A 14767-nucleotide genomic window follows, 5' to 3' on the forward strand; every position below is an offset into this window, starting at 1 on the left:
CCCGTCAGCGCCTGCGCCGCCGGGTCGGAGGCGATCGCCACCGGGCGGGACCTGATCCGCACCGGGCAGGCCGACGTGGTCGTGTGCGGCGGCGTCGAGGCCGGGGTGCTCCCGTTCTCGCTCGTCGCCTTCGCCCGCACCCGGGCGCTGTCCACCCGCAACGACGAGCCCGAGCGCGCGTCCCGGCCGTTCGACACCGGCCGCGACGGCTTCGTCATGGGCGAGGGCGCCGTCCTGCTCGTGCTCGAGGCCGAGGAGCACGCCCGTGCGCGCGGGGCACCCGTCCTCGGAGCGGTGGACGGCGCCGCGGTCACGTCCGACGCGTACGACATCGTGGGCGGCGACCCGGCCAACCAGGCCCGCACCGTCCGCCTCGCGCTCCGGGACGCCGCGATCGGACCGGGCGACGTCGGGCTGGTGCACGCCCACGCCACGTCCACGCCCGCGGGCGACGTCAACGAGGCCGACGCGCTGCGACTCGCCCTCGGCACGCCGCCGCCCGTCACCGCCACGAAGGCGTCCACCGGCCACCTGCTCGGCGCGTCCGGCGCCCTCGGCGCGCTGGTCGCCCTCCAGGCCCTGCGCCACGGCGTCATACCGCCCACCCTGAACCTCGACGACCCTGACCCCGCCGTCGACCTCGACGTCGTCACCACGCCGCGCCCGACGACGGCCCGGCACGCGCTCGTCGACGCCTTCGGCTTCGGCGGGCACAGCGCCGCGCTCGTCCTGTCGCGAGACTGACGGCGACATAGCGCTCGGGTCTGTTCCCCGTACGAGAAGAGACCCGAGCGCTACGTCAGTCGTCGACGCGACGGTGACGTCGTAGCCGGCGTCGTCGTGCGCCTCGGTCCGCAACGACACCGTCCAGCTCGGCTGGTACGCCGCGCGCGCCGGCTGGGGCGAGGCGCGAGCCTAGGTGTACCCGGCCGTGAGCCAGGCCAGGAACGGCGGCTCGACGACGGCCGCGAGCGCCGCGTAGCCCGCGGCGTCCGGGTGGAACCCGTCGCCCTCGCCGACCTCGCGCCGCCAGGTCGCGTCGTCCAGCGTGATGCCGAACGTGTCGACGAACGGCAGGCCGCGCCCCGCACACTCCTGGGCGAACGCGTCGGTGAGCCCGCGGAGGCGGACGTTCTGCGCGTCGTCGTCGACGGCAGGCGGCCCGACGACGAGCACCGACGCCGCCCCCGCCACGTCGACGGCGTGGTGCAGCGCCTCGACGGAGGCGGCGAGGGCGAGGCGCACCCGCCCGTCGCGGAGCACCGTGTCGTTCACGCCGAAGGCCAGGACCACGCGGTGCTCGTCGCCCCCGGTCAGGCGGGGCCCCAGCTCAGCGCCCAGCCGGTCAGCCACCTGGCGCGACGTGTCGCCGCGCACCCCGAGGTTGTACGTCGTGAGCCGGTGGCCCCCGGCCAGCGCGGCCGCCACCACACGGCCCACCCAGCCGAGGCCGGACCGGTCGCCCGTACCCGCGACGTAGGAGTCGCCGGCGAAGCAGATCCGCACGTCCGGTGCCGTCGTCATGCCCGGACCGTACCGACGGACGGGCTCTCCGACGTAGCGGTTTCTTCTCGTCCCGGTCGAGGAAGAGAAGAAACCGCTACGTCGAGCGTCCGGAGCGTCGACCGGCGGGCGGCGTCTCGCCGCTGCCCCGTGGCACGAGGCGCGTCGGCACGACGACGAGCTGCGCGGCACGGGTCGGGTCCTCGGCCCGCGCCAGCGCCAGCGCCGCGGCCTGGCGCCCCATCTCGACGGCGTCGTACCCGACCACCGTCACGCCCAGCAGGTCCGCCAGCTCGAAGTCGTCGAACCCCACGAGCGCCACCGGCGCGCCCCCGGCCCCCGACCGGTCACGGAGCGCGTGCAGCGCCCCCACCGTGATCTTGTTGTTCGCGGTCACCAGAGCGGTGGGCGGCTCGTCGAGCGCCAGCAGCTCGGCGACCAGCGCGCGGGCTCCGTCCGCGTCGTGCGCGCCGTCCCGCACGTACCGCTCAGGATCGGCGACGTCGGCCTCGGCCAGGGCGGCGACGAACGCGGCGCGACGCTCCCGGAAGGTCCAGAGCCGGGACTCGTCACCGACCAGCCCGATCCTGCGGTGCCCGTGCTCCAGCAGGTGCCGCACGGCCGCGCGCACCCCGCCGCGGTTGTCGATGACCACCGTGTCCGCCTCGACGTCGGGCGCCGGCCGGTCCACGAGCACGACGGGGAGCCCCGCCGCCTGCTCCTCGCGGAGCGCGTCGTGGTCCCCGGACGCCGGGGTCAGCACCAGCGCCCCCACGCGCCGCTCGAACAGCTCGTCCGTGAGCTGGCGCTCGCGGGCCGGGTCCTCGTCGGAGCTCGCGGTGAGGAGCTGCAGCCCCCGCCCCCGCAGCTCGCGCTCGATGCCGCTCGCGAGCGCCGAGTAGAACGGGTTGGCCAGGTCGCCCGTCACGAAGCCGACCAGGCGCGCCGCCCCGCCGCGGGCGAGGTCGGCGGCGGCGGCGTTGCGGCGGAACCCGAGCGCGTGGGCCGCGGCCTGCACACGCTCGCGGGTGCCGGCAGCCACGTTCGGCTCGGCGTTGAGCACGCGCGACGCCGTCTTGAGGCTCACCCCGGCGCGCTCGGCGACCGCCGCGAGCGTGGGACGCCGGGCACGGCGCCGGCCGGGCTCGAGCGTGGGGGTGCCTTGCGTCATCAGTTCTCCCGACATCTTGGTGCCGACGACGATATCGAGAACCTCGGCGACGACAGGCCCGGGAAACGGCGGACGACCAGGGATCACCCGCTCGGCGAGGACGTCGCGAGCTGGCCGCAGGGTTCGAGCCTGCCCCCAGGGGGGAGCACCGGGGGCCACCTGGGGACATCTGAGGACACCGTCCCCGGGTGTCGGGATCTGCGTGCACGCTGGGGGCATGACGACGACCATCCCCGCCGCCCGGTGCTTCGGCGACGGCGACCCCCTGTACGAGGCGTACCACGACACCGAGTGGGGGGTCGCCGTGCACGGCGAGGCCGCGCTGCTGGAGCGGATCGCCCTGGAAGGTTTCCAGTCCGGGCTGTCCTGGATCACGGTGCTGCGCAAGCGGCCGGCGTTCCGGGAGGTGTTCCTCGACTTCGAGCCGGAGCGGGTGGCCGCGCTCGGGCCCGACGACGTGGAACGGCTTCTCGGCGACGCGCGCATCATCCGCAACCGGCAGAAGATCGAGGCCACCATCGGCAACGCGCGGGCCGTGCTGGCGCTGCACGACGCAGGACGCACGCTCGACGAGCTGTTCTGGTCGTTCGCCCCGGCGCCGCGCGAGCAGCGGGTCGCCGCGTGGGACGTCGTGCCCGCCAGCACCCCCGAGTCGGTGGCGCTGGCGAAGGCGCTCAAGAAGGAGGGCTTCCGCTTCTTCGGGCCGACGACCGCGTACGCGGCCATGCAGGCGTGCGGGCTGGTGGACGACCATCTCGCGACCTGCCCGGTGGTGACCGCGCGGCAGCCCGGAGGGTCAGAGTCCTGAGGTTCAGAGTCCTGAGGTTCAGAGTCCTGAGGGTCAGTCCTGCGCGGCCCGCCGCAGCGCGCGGAAGGCGCCCGTCGACCACAGCGCGAGCGCGACCAGCACCGGCTGGAAGAACAGCCGCACCAACCGCTTGGTGTCCGTGTCGAGCCCGAAGCCGTCCTTGTGCTCGAGCCACTGCCCGACGTTCCCGGGGAAGATCACCACGAAGAACGCCGCGACGAGCAGCCCGACGACGACCTTCCACCGGGACAGCGCGACCAGCGACCCGCCGAGCACGATCTCCACGACGCCGGACGCGAGCACCGTGACGTCCTCGTCGACCGGGAACCATGCCGGCACCTGGGCGCGGAACTCCTCGCGGGCGACCGTCAGGTGCGTCACCCCGGCGCCTGCGAGCGCCAGGCCGATCGCGACGCGGCTGATCGTGCGCGGCGGTGAGGTGCGTTCCGGGCGGGTGAGCTCCTGGAGATCCATGGCGCGATGCTCGCAGGGCTGCGGCCGCGCCGCACCCGAGGGTGCGGAACCCGTGGGGGTCGGCGCGCGAGCGGGCTTGTCCGGTACCTGATGAGATGCCGGGATGAGTGGCTTCTGGTGGGGACTCCTCGGCAGCTCGTCGCTGCTGATCGGCGCGGCGCTGGTGCTGTGGCGCACGCCGAGCAGACGGCTCACGGGCCTGATCATGGCGTTCGGCGCCGGGGTGCTGATCAGCGCGGTCGCGTACGACCTGGTGGAGGACGCGTCCCGGGCCGCGAGCGGGTGGGTGCTCCTCGCGGGACTCGCGGCCGGCGCGCTGACGTTCTTCGTCGGCGACCTGCTCATCGACCGGCGTGGTGGTCGTGACCGCAAGCGGTCCACCGGCGCGCAGTCGGCGGGGTCGGGCGGCGCGATCGCCCTGGGCACCGTGCTGGACGGCATCCCGGAGTCGGTGGTGCTGGGCTCCACCCTGGTCGGTGGGGGCGGGGTGAGCGTCGCGGTGCTCGCGGCCGTGTTCATCTCCAACCTGCCGGAGGCGATGTCCGCCACGGTCGGGCTGCGCCAGGCCGGGACCTCCACCGCGCGGCTGGCGCTGCTCTGGGGCGGCACGACGCTCGTCTCCGCGCTGGCCGCGGGTGTGGGGTACGCCGTGCTGGGTTCAGCGGACCCGGTGACCATCGCCGTCGTGCAGGCCTTCGCGGCCGGGGCGCTGCTGACGATGCTCGTGGACACCATGATCCCGGAGGCGACCGAGTTCGGCGGCCCGGTGACGGGGCTGGTCACCGTGCTGGGGTTCGCCACCGCGTTCGGCCTGTCCGCCCTGGGCTAGGCCGACGCGGAAGAACCTCCTCGGGCGGCGGCTACCGCCCGTCCGCGAGCAGCTCGATCTGCGCGAGCGTGAGCGGCCCGTCGCCGGCCGCGCCGGTGACGACCAGCCGCACGACGGCGGACGGCGCGGGCCGGGCGACGGTGAACGGGCGCGTCTGGCGCGACCAGCGGAACACCTCGCCCGACCGCTCGTCGAGCGTGGTCCAGGTGTCCCCGTCGTCGGATCCCTCGAGGCGCCACGCGGCCGGCGCCGCGCCGTCCGGGCCGGAGGTCAGGGTGTACCGGACCACGACCGGCCGCGCGCCGTCGCCCGCCCACGTGACGACCGGTGCACGCGAGGCGAAGGTCTGCACCGTCGCCGAGGTGTCGTCCACCAGGACGTCGCCGTCGCGGGCGGTGCCCCCGTCGTCCACCTGCACGCTGCCGTCGCGCGTGACGTCGACCAGCGGCGCGGGCGGCGCGTCGCCGGCGGTGAGGGACGGCGGCGCGTCGCCCGGGCCGGTGCCCCAGCCCGACGGCTCGGGGCCCATGACGACCTCGACGGTGGCGCCGCCCGTGAGGTCGGCGTGGTCCAGCCAGGCGGCGGTGCGGGGCGAGCCGTCGACGGTGAGGGACTGCACGTAGACGTTCTCGAGAGAGTTCTCCCGGGTGCGGATCACGAGGTCGCCGTCGGGCCGGTGGACCGTCACCTCGTCGAACAGCGGCGACCCGACCGCGTACCGCGGGGAGCCGACCTGCAACGGGTAGAGCCCGAGCGCGGCGAAGATCCACCACGCGGACATCTCGCCGTTGTCCTCGTCGCCGGGGTACCCCTGACCGATCTCGCTGCCGACGAAGAGACGGCGCAGCGTCTCGCGCAGGATCCGCTGCGCCTTCCACGGCGCACCCACGGCGGTGTAGAGCCAGGGCACGTGGTGCGAGGGCTGGTTGCTCACGCCCCACATCCCGAGCCGCACGTCGCGCGCCTCCGTCATCTCGTGGATGACCTGCCCGTACCCGCCCACGTGCGTGCCGTCCTCGGGCCGGTCGAAGAACTCGTCGAGCCGCTCCTCGAGCCCTGCGGGGCCGCCGTACAGGTTGGCCAGGCCGCGCGGGTCGTGGGGCGCGTGGAAGGCGAAGTTCCAGGCGTTCGTCTCGGTGAACGGGCCGCCCCAGTCGTCGGGATCGAAGTCGCGCGCAGGAGGCGTGAACACCCCGTCCGCGCCCCGCGCGCGGAAGAACCGGACCTCCGGGTCGAACAGCCCGCCGTACTGGCCCACGCGGTCCAGCAGGTATTCCGACTCCTCGCGCAGCGTCGCACGCCGGTCGTCCGGCGTCGCCGGGTCGTCCGCGAGCGCCGCCGCCATCGTGCCGATGCCGAAGTCGTTGAGGCAGCCCTCGAGCCCCCACGACACGGACTCGTCCGTGGAGGCGGGCGTGAACCCGAGGAACGCCGACGTCTCGAGGCCCTTGCGCCCGACGGCGTCGTGCGGGGGCGCGACGGTGGCGTTCCGGAGGGCGGCGTCGTACGCGTCGAGCGCGAGCGCCGTCGGCAGGGCGCCCTTGAGATAGGCGTCGGCGAGGGCGACGTCGGAGCTGGTGCCGGTCATGAGGTCGGCGTACCCGGGCGAGGACCAGCGCGAGATCCAGCCGCCGTCGCGGTACTGCTGCACGAAGCCGTCGGCGAGCTCGGCGGTGAGGTCCGGGTACAGCAGGGACAGCGCGGGCCACGCGGTGCGGTACGTGTCCCAGAAGCCGTGGTTGACCATCATGCGGCCGTCGACGACGGCGGCGCCGGTGACCGTGTCGGTGCTCTCCCCCACGGGCGGGGCGACCGGGCTGGCGTGCCGGAGCACGGGCGCCTCGGCGGTGCCCGTGTTCTCGGTGTGGGAGCTCGGGTAGAGGTGCAGCCGGTACAGGTTGGAGTACAGGGTGACGCGCTGGTCGTCGGTGGCGCCGGCCACCTCGACGACACCCAGCCGCTCCTGCCAGAGCGCCCGCGCGGCCTCCTGCACCTGGGCGAACGGCCGCTCGGCGAGCTCCAGGTCGAGGGCGTGGCGTGCCTGGTCCAGGCTGAGGTACGACGTCGCGAGCCGGAGCTCGACGGCGGGCTCGCGGGTCGTGTCGAAGGTCGCGAACCGCGCGTGCTGCCGGTCGCCCGCGGCGGCACCGACCGTGAGGGGCGCACGGTCGAAGGTGCCGGCCACGAACATGCGCGAGCGGCCCACGGACAACGGGCTGCCGTCGTCGACCCACCCCGTGACGGTGCCGTCGGGGTGCACCGTGAGACGGGCCGCGCCGGCGGAGGTGGTGACGGTGTCGAGCAGCACGTGCCCGACACCGTCGGGGGCGTCGGCCGGGAAGCCGAACCGCAGCACGCCGCCGTGGTCCGAGGGCGTGGCCGCGAGGGTGACCCCGCCCGCGAAGGTCACGGCGTACAGGTCGGGCCGGGCGGTCTCGTCCGCGTGGTCGAAGGGCAGCCCACGGGCGGCGAGGTCGGCCGTGGGCGTGCCGGCGCCCGTGGCGGGCTGCACGACGAGCTGGTTGCGGTCGCCCATCCACGGGCTGGGCTGGTGCGAGACGCCGAACCCTTGCAGCACCGGCCGGTTCTCGTGGTCGTTGGCCCGGTGGTACTCGTAGAGCCAGCGCTGCGAGGACGCGTCCGTCATCGGCACCCAGAGGGTGAACCCGTTCGGCACCGCCGTGGCGGGCGCGTTGTTGCCGCGGGAGAACTGCCCGCTCGACATCGTGCCGCGGCGGGTGTCGACGAGGTCCACGGGGTGCCCGGAGGCGCCGCCGACGACGGCGGGCTCGGCCGTCAGTGCCACGTCGTCGACCCAGCCGGAGAACGCGGCGTCGGCCATGTCCGCGGGCGGGTCGCAGCGCAGCAGGATCGCGTCCACGGTGCGCCCCGCCGCGACCGCGCCGACGTCGACCCGCACGGAGTTCCACTGGTCGGCGTAGAGGATCTTGCCCTCGCCCTGGGCGCGCGCCGTGGCGCGGGTGCCGTGCGCGTCGGTGGCCGGGAGGTCCGACAGGAACGTGCCGTCCGTGAACGCCAGGTCGAGCGCCACGTAGGTGGACGGGTACCGCAGGTCCCCGCGCAGGTCGGGCAGGACGACGTAGCTCAGCCGGGTGCGCGACCCGACCTCGATCCCCAGCCCCTCGAAGAGCACGTGCGTGGCGGCGCCGTCCCCGTCGCGCAGGCCGGCGAAGCCGAGCGCGTGCAGGCCGGAGAAGCCGGCACGCGCCTTGTGCGTGGCGCCGGACGCGGGGCCGTTCCCCACGCGCACGACCAGCGGCGCGCGTCGGGAGGATGCCAGCGGGGCGGGGTCGCCGGGCTCGAAGGACGTCGCGAACGAGGTGGGAGGCGTCATCGGATCTCCTGGGTACGGGGCTGCTGCCGGCACGGCCTAGCGATTCCTCCTCGTCCCAGGCTGGGACGAGGAGGAATCGCTACGTCGAGGGGTCGTCGTGGGTCAGTCGGCGTCCTTCTCGAACGCGGCCGGACGCACCTGCACGGCGCGCACCCGCTCGACGTCGAGCTTGCCGGAGCGGTCGAAGCGGTAGATGCCGTTCTGCTCCTGGAAGACGTCGGTGAGCTGCGTGTAGCAGTAGCCGAACATCAGCGGGTCGTCGAGCAGGGCGTCCGTCAGCCCGGCGAACCGGGTGTGGAACTCCTCCTCGTCGGCCACGCGCTGGCCGTAGCCCCACGACTCGCTGCGGTCGTCGCCCGCAGCCTGGGCCGCCTCCTCCGGGTTCCACCAGATGCCGCCGTACTCGCTGCAGAAGTACGGCTGCCCCCGGTACGGGAGCGAGATGGGGCCCTCGTCGTAGTCGTTCGCGTACGGCCGGCCGTCCTTCAGCCCCGCCATGTCGCGGGCGAACGCCTCCGGGTCCTGCTCGTAGTGGTGGGAGTCCCAGACGTCGGTCTCGAGCACGCGGTGCGAGTACCCGCTGGCGTCGAGCACGGGGCGCGACGGGTCCGCGAGCTTGGTCGCGAGGAACATCGCGCGCGTGACGTCGTCGAGCTGCGTGATCCGGTCGTGCAGCAGCTGGTGGGTCTCGTTCAGCGGGCACCAGCCGATGATCGACGGGTGGGAGAAGTCCCGCTCCAGGGCCTCCAGCCACTCGCCGACGTACGACGTGGTCGGCTTCTGGTGGTCGTCCTTTCGGCCGAAGTCGCCCGCCCCCCAGTCGCCGAACTCGCCCCACACGAGGTAGCCCAGCCGGTCCGCGTGGAAGAGGTAGCGCTCCTCGAAGACCTTCTGGTGCAGGCGGGCGCCGTTGAAGCCGGCCTCGAGGCCGAGCTCGACGTCACGCCGCAGGGCGGCGTCGCTGGGCGCGGTCATGAGCGACTCGGGCCAGTAGCCCTGGTCGAGCACGAGGCGCTGGAAGACGGGCTCGCCGTTGATCCGGACCGCCTTGCCCTCGATCGCCACGGAACGCAGGCCCGCGTACGAGCGGACCGCGTCGACGACGTCGCCCGCCGCGTCGTGCAGCTCGACCTCGACGCCGTACAGGTGCGGGTCCTGCGTGGACCACGGACGCACCCGGTCCGCGGGGATCACGACGCGCACCGACGGCGCGAGGTCGAGGTCCGCGCGCGTGGTCTCGGTGGCGACGACACCGTCCGCGTCGCTCACCGTCACGACCACGTGGTGGCCCCGGCGGTTCTGCGTGAGGGGCACCCGCACGTCGAGGGCGCGCGCGGCGAGGTCCGGGGTGATGCGCGGACGGCGCAGGCTGGCGCCGGGCACCGGCTCCATCCACACCGTCTGCCAGATGCCCGTGGTGCGCGTGTAGTGGCAGTCCTTGTTGGCGTACAGGCCGGACTGCTTGCCGCGTGCCTGCGGGATGCCGCGGTGGTCGCGGGCCCGCACGACGACGGTCACGGTGTCGCCCGGCGCCGCGACGCCGAACAGGTCGGCCGTGAACGGGGTGAACCCACCGCGGTGGCGCGCCACCTCGGTGCCGTCCACCCAGACGGTGGCGTCGTGGTCGACGGCCCCGAAGTGCAGCAGCACGTGGGTGTCGGCGCCCGCGACCTCGTCCCAGTCCGCCGGGACGGTCACCTCGCGGCGGTACCAGACCGCCTCGAGGAAGTCGGTGTTCTCCACCCCGGACAGCTCGGACTCCGGGGCGAACGGCACGGTGATGGTGCCGGCGAGCGACCGCTCGCGCAGGCCCCGCTCGAGCCCGGAGTCGCCGGGGTCGATCTCGAACCCCCAGGAGCCGTTGAGGTTGAGCCAGCGGTCCCGCACCACCTGCGGGCGCGGGTACTCGGGGCGGGGGAGGTCGCCGCCGGTCGGGGCGGAGGGAGGATCGAGACGATCGAGGACGGACATCGTTGAGCTCCGTTGCGCGTGGATGACAGTGCGTCGCCGATTCAACAGCGGAACCCGAAAAGATGCAACGTTGAATCAGAGACTGGGCGGTCAGAGGGTCGAGATCGGCGGCCTGCTGCTCTCCCGGACGAGGAGCCGGTGCGGGACGACGACGTCCACCGGGGCCGGCGGGGCGTCGGCGCCGGGGCGGCGCACCTGGGCGACGACGCGCTCCACGGCGGTCTCCGCGATGGCCTGCAGGTCCGGCGCGACCGTCGTCAGCGACGGGTTGGCGAACCGTCCGTCCTCGGTGTTGTCCCAGCCCGTGACGGCCAGGTCCTCCGGCACCCGCACGCCGTTGAGCCGCAGCGCGTACAGCGCGCCCAGCGCGAGCTCGTCGTTGGCGCAGACGAGCCCGTCGATCTGGTCGACCCGCGGCAGGATCTCCTCCACGGCCGTCGCTCCCGCCTGCCGGGAGAACTGCGGCGCCGGCAGGATCCAGCGCGGGTCCGCGCTGCGGCCGGACGCCTCGTGCGCCTCCCGGAACCCGCGCACGCGGAGCATCCCGGTGCGGTCGTCCACCGGCTCCGCGCCGAGGAACGCGAGCCGCGTGCGCCCCGAGGTCAGCAGGTGGTCGGTGACCTCCCGCGCCGCCAGGACGTTGTCGATGCTCACGTGGTCGGTGCGCAGGTCACCGGGGCTGCCGGGGTCGGTCCGCTCCCCCAGGAGCACCATCGGCGTCTCCCCGCGCACCTCGGCGACCTCGCTCGGCGCGATGGTCAGCGGCGAGAAGATGATCCCGTCGATCGCCTGCACCTCGAACCCGCGCGCCACGGCGAGCTCGGACTCGCGGACCGTGCGCGTCTCCTCGATGAGCACGCGGTAGCCACGTGCCCCGGCGACGTCGATCACGATGTGCGCGAGGGCCGAGAAGTACGGCGAGTGCACCCACGGGACGGCGAGCGCCAGGGTGCTCGTCCGCCCGCTGCGCAGCTGGCGTCCCGCGAGGTTGGGGCGGTAGCCGAGGGTGGCGATGACCTCCTCGACCCGCGCCCGCGTGTCGTCGCCGACGCGCCCGGTGCCGTTGACGACGTTCGAGACCGTCTTCCACGACACGCCCGCCTCCGCGGCCACGTCCTTGATCCCCACCCGGCCCGACCCGCGCCCCCGGGCCCCGCCTCCCGCTCGTGCGTCCTCGCCCTCGAGTGCCGACATCCGTTCCTCCCTCCGGCGGCCCACGGAGAACCTTGCTGGCTCTCTTGACGGGCTGCCCGCCCTAGTCCATCGTGGTCCCACGTTGGAGCGCAACGTTGCACCAAGGAGGGTCGATGAAGACCATGCAGCGCAGTTCTGCGTCGCCAGGGGGGTCGTGGCCGAGCCACGCACCCGGACGACGTCCTCGGTCCGGAAGCAGCGGTCCCGCGGACGACGGGCCGAGGTGGAGCAGGCGCGGCCTGCTCCAGGCGGCGCTCGTCGGGGCCGGCGGCATCGCGCTGGGCGGCGCCCTGTCGGGGTGCGCGACACCCGCGGCGTCGGGGTCCGGGCGCACGTCGGTGATGATCTGGGACCTCTTCTCGGGCGGTGACGGCGCGCTCATGCAGAAGATGGTCGGTGCGGTCGCGAAGGCGAACACGGACATCGCCGTCGACTCCACGACCCTCGCCTGGGGCGCCCCCTACTACACGAAGCTCGCCATGGCGTCCTCGGGCGGGCGCCCGCCGGAGGCCGCGGTGATGCACATGTCGCGCCTCGCCGGGTACGCGCCCGGCGGCCTGCTGGAGCCGTTCGACCTGGACGCCCTCGCCGACCTCGGCATCACGCAGGACGACTTCGCGCCCGCCGTGTGGGAGAAGGCGCAGTTCGACGGCCAGCTGTACGCGCTGCCGCTCGACACCCACCCGTACATCGCGTTCAACAACCCGAAGATCGCCGGGCAGGCGGGCCTGCTCGACGCCGACGGCAAGCTCGCCCTGGCACCCGGCGCGGACGCGTTCCTCGACGCGGGCCGCGCGATGGCCGAGGTCACGGGCGAGACGGGCGTCTCGTGGGGCTACCTGCGCGACACCGCGGGCTGCTGGCGCATGTTCTGGGGCCTGTACAACCAGAACGGAGGCGGCTACGACCTGACGCCGGGCAAGCCGGCCGAGCTGGACGAGAAGGCGGCCACCGAGGTGTTCGAGTTCCTCCAGGAGATGGTCGACGGCAAGGTCGCGGCGAAGAACCAGGACGGCGGCGCCGCCTCCGGGCGGTTCATGTCCGAGCGCACCGGGCTGATGTTCTCCGGCGAGTGGGACCTCCCGATGTTCCAGGGCGCCATCCCCGACGTCGGCGCCACGCCGTTCCCGGCGATCTTCGGGACGCCGGCGAACTACGCCGACTCCCACTCGTTCGTCCTGCCGAGGCAGGCGCACCCGGACCCCGCCAAGCGCGCGGCCACGTACCGCGTCCTCGCCGGCCTGCTCAAGGAGGGCCTGACCTGGGCGTCCGCGGGACACATCCCGGCGTACCAGCCGGTGGTCCAGACGCCGGAGTACCAGTCGCTCACCCCGCAGCGCGACTATGCGCCCGCCGCCGAGATCGCCGTCTTCGACCCCGACGCCTGGTTCACCGGCGGCGGCAGCGACTTCCAGACGCGCATGGGCGACGCCATGACCGACACCCTGTCCGGCAAGGCGTCCCCGCAGACCGCCGTCGACCGCATGCTCAGCGAGATGAACCGCTTCCTCTCGCAGCCCAGCCCCGCCTGACCGAGAGAGGACGACGATGACCGCCTCGAGCACGTCACTCAGCGCCCCCGTCGCACGCCCCTCCCGGGGCCGCACGGGCACCCGTCCCCGTACCGGGACCCGCGCCACCCGCACCTCGCTGCGCGCACGGGACCGTTCCGGGTACCTGTTCGTCGCCCCGTTCGCGGTGGCGACCGGACTCTTCCTCCTGTGGCCGACGATCTACGGCCTGTGGATGAGCTTCACCGACCAGAGCCTCACCGCCACGGGGAGCTCGTTCATCGGCTTCGACAACTACGTCGAGGCCTTCAGCGACCCGCAGGTGTGGCAGACGCTCCTGCACACGGTGTGGTTCACGGTGCTCAGCACCGTCCCCCTCATCGTCGTCGCGCTCCTCATGGCGCTGCTGGTGCACACCGGCCTGCCGGGCCAGTGGGTGTGGCGGATGTCGTTCTTCGCGCCGTTCCTGCTGACCAGCGCCGTCGTGTCGTCCCTGGCGAGCTGGCTGTTCCAGCCGGAGATCGGCCTGCTGGACGTCTGGATCGCGAAGCTCGGCCTCGGGCCGGTGGGGTGGCTCACCGACGAGAACGTCGCGATGTTCTCCATCGCGCTCGTCACCGTCTGGTGGACCGTCGGCTTCAACTTCCTCCTGTACCTGGCGGCCCTGCAGGGCATCCCGCAGCAGCAGTACGAGGCGGCGACGATCGACGGCGCCGGCGGATGGCGGCGGCTGTTCTCCATCACCCTCCCGCAGCTGAAGACCATCACCGGCGTGATCGTCGTGCTGCAGCTGCTCGCCTCGCTCAAGGTCTTCGACCAGATCTACCTGCTCACCGCCGGCGGTCCCAACGGGAGCACGCGGCCGATCCTCGAGTACGTCTACGACACGGGCTTCACGAACTACCGCCTCGGGTACGCCTCCGCCATCTCGTACGTGTTCTTCGCCCTGATCCTCGTGTTCACGCTGGTCCGGCTGCTGCCCACGAAGAAGGAGGCCTGACGTGTCCGTCGCTCAGTCCGCTCCCCGGTCCGTCTCGACGTTGGTCGCCGGACGCCGGTCGGCCGCGCAGCAGACCCGCGCCGAGAACCGCACGCTCACCAAGCTGACGATCGGTCCGTCGCCGTGGGTGCGGGCCGCGGCGCTCGCCGCCCTCGTCGTCCTGGCCGTGCTGTGGCTGCTGCCCCTCGCCTGGGGCGCCGTCACCAGCTTCAAGCACGAGGCCGAGGCGGCCCTGCCCGCGTCGTGGTGGCCCAGCCAGGGCTGGACGCTGGACGCCTACCGCCAGGTCCTCGGCAACAGCGAGCTGCTGGGCTGGATGTGGAACAGCCTGGTCGTCGCCGTCCTCGTGACCGCGCTGACCGTGCTGATCTCCGCGATGGCCGCCTTCGCGTTCTCGCAGACGGTGTTCAAGGGACGCAGGCTGCTGCAGTTCCTCACGATCGCGTCGATCATGATGCCCGGCCAGATCCTCATCGTGCCGCTGTTCAAGCAGATGCAGGCCATGGGGCTGGTGGACACGTTCGCGGGCATCGTGCTGCCGCAGGTCGTGGCGCCGGTGATGGTGTTCATCCTCAAGCGGTTCTTCGACGCCATCCCCACCGAGCTGCTCGACGCGGCCCGCATCGACGGCGCCGGCACGTGGCGGCTGTTCTGGACGATCGTGCTGCCGCTGTCGAAGTCGATCCTCGTCGCCGTCGCGATCTTCGTGTTCATCGGCGCGTGGAACAACTTCCTGTGGCCGTTCATCGTCACGACCGACCCGCAGTTCATGACCCTGCCCGTCGGCCTGTCGACCGTGAAGAACGCGTACGGCGTGCAGTACGCGCAGAACATGGCGTCGGCGATGATCGCGGCGCTGCCGCTGCTCGTCGTGTTCATGCTCTTCCAGCGCCGGATCGTCCAGGGTGTCGCCACGACGGGCATGGGCGGCCAGTAGCAGGGACGATCGGG

General features: G+C 73.3%; 12 protein-coding genes. 6 read left to right on the forward strand and 6 right to left on the reverse strand.

Annotated elements, in window-relative coordinates; all coding sequences use genetic code 11:
- On the forward strand, positions 1 to 744 hold a 744-nt coding region (locus ACFT55_RS04605), incomplete at its 5' end, for a beta-ketoacyl-[acyl-carrier-protein] synthase family protein (protein WP_380241986.1).
- A 171-nt stretch (positions 745 to 915) separates the two neighbouring features.
- Here the strand turns inward: ACFT55_RS04605 and ACFT55_RS04610 are convergent.
- Positions 916 to 1524 carry a GDSL-type esterase/lipase family protein gene (locus tag ACFT55_RS04610; protein ID WP_380241988.1) on the reverse strand — a complete coding sequence of 203 codons (609 nt, stop codon included), beginning with the start codon at positions 1522 to 1524 and terminating at the stop codon, positions 916 to 918.
- Between the two features lie 76 nt (positions 1525 to 1600).
- The gene (locus tag ACFT55_RS04615) at positions 1601 to 2674 is read right to left on the reverse strand and encodes a LacI family DNA-binding transcriptional regulator (RefSeq protein ID WP_380241990.1); all 1074 of its coding nucleotides are present in this window, start codon (positions 2672 to 2674) and stop codon (positions 1601 to 1603) included.
- A 217-nt stretch (positions 2675 to 2891) separates the two neighbouring features.
- Here ACFT55_RS04615 and ACFT55_RS04620 point away from each other — a divergent pair, with 217 nt between their 5' ends.
- Entirely contained in the window at positions 2892 to 3482 is a 591-nt protein-coding gene (locus ACFT55_RS04620) for a DNA-3-methyladenine glycosylase I (RefSeq protein ID WP_380241992.1), read from the forward strand.
- Between the two features lie 33 nt (positions 3483 to 3515).
- On the opposite strand, the gene ACFT55_RS04625 is transcribed toward ACFT55_RS04620, so the two are convergent.
- Entirely contained in the window at positions 3516 to 3956 is a 441-nt protein-coding gene (locus ACFT55_RS04625) for a hypothetical protein (RefSeq protein ID WP_380241994.1), read from the reverse strand.
- Between the two features lie 103 nt (positions 3957 to 4059).
- Between ACFT55_RS04625 and ACFT55_RS04630 the strand changes: the two genes are divergently transcribed.
- Positions 4060 to 4785: a ZIP family metal transporter gene (locus ACFT55_RS04630; RefSeq protein ID WP_380241996.1), complete on the forward strand. Its 726-nt coding sequence runs from the start codon at positions 4060 to 4062 to the stop codon at positions 4783 to 4785.
- A gap of 31 nt (positions 4786 to 4816) precedes the next feature.
- Here the strand turns inward: ACFT55_RS04630 and ACFT55_RS04635 are convergent, their stop codons facing one another.
- The 3 genes from ACFT55_RS04635 to ACFT55_RS04645 form a co-directional block, all read right to left on the reverse strand.
- Positions 4817 to 8140: a GH92 family glycosyl hydrolase gene (locus tag ACFT55_RS04635; RefSeq protein WP_380241998.1), complete on the reverse strand. Its 3324-nt coding sequence runs from the start codon at positions 8138 to 8140 to the stop codon at positions 4817 to 4819.
- A gap of 102 nt (positions 8141 to 8242) precedes the next feature.
- A complete protein-coding gene (locus ACFT55_RS04640) occupies positions 8243 to 10111 on the reverse strand; it encodes a glycoside hydrolase family 2 protein (protein ID WP_380242000.1) in 1869 nt (622 codons plus the stop codon).
- A gap of 90 nt (positions 10112 to 10201) precedes the next feature.
- Complete coding sequence (locus ACFT55_RS04645; RefSeq protein WP_380242002.1) at positions 10202 to 11305, reverse strand: LacI family DNA-binding transcriptional regulator; 1104 nt, start codon at positions 11303 to 11305, stop codon at positions 10202 to 10204.
- A 113-nt stretch (positions 11306 to 11418) separates the two neighbouring features.
- Between ACFT55_RS04645 and ACFT55_RS04650 the strand changes: the two genes are divergently transcribed.
- Genes ACFT55_RS04650 through ACFT55_RS04660 form a run of 3 tightly spaced genes read left to right on the forward strand, consistent with a single transcriptional unit; the run spans position 11419 to position 14753 of the window.
- Positions 11419 to 12837 (forward strand): extracellular solute-binding protein, encoded by a 1419-nt coding sequence (locus ACFT55_RS04650; protein WP_380242005.1) that lies wholly within the window; start codon positions 11419 to 11421, stop codon positions 12835 to 12837.
- 16 nt (positions 12838 to 12853) lie between these two features.
- The gene (locus ACFT55_RS04655; RefSeq protein WP_380242007.1) at positions 12854 to 13816 is read left to right on the forward strand and encodes a carbohydrate ABC transporter permease; all 963 of its coding nucleotides are present in this window, start codon (positions 12854 to 12856) and stop codon (positions 13814 to 13816) included.
- Between the two features lies 1 nt (position 13817).
- Positions 13818 to 14753, forward strand: a complete 936-nt coding sequence (locus tag ACFT55_RS04660; protein ID WP_380242010.1) for a carbohydrate ABC transporter permease — start codon at positions 13818 to 13820, stop codon at positions 14751 to 14753.
- The last annotated feature ends 14 nt before the right edge of the window (positions 14754 to 14767 follow it).

Source organism: Isoptericola sp. NPDC057191, from assembly GCF_042670225.1.
Lineage (GTDB): Bacteria > Actinomycetota > Actinomycetes > Actinomycetales > Cellulomonadaceae > Isoptericola.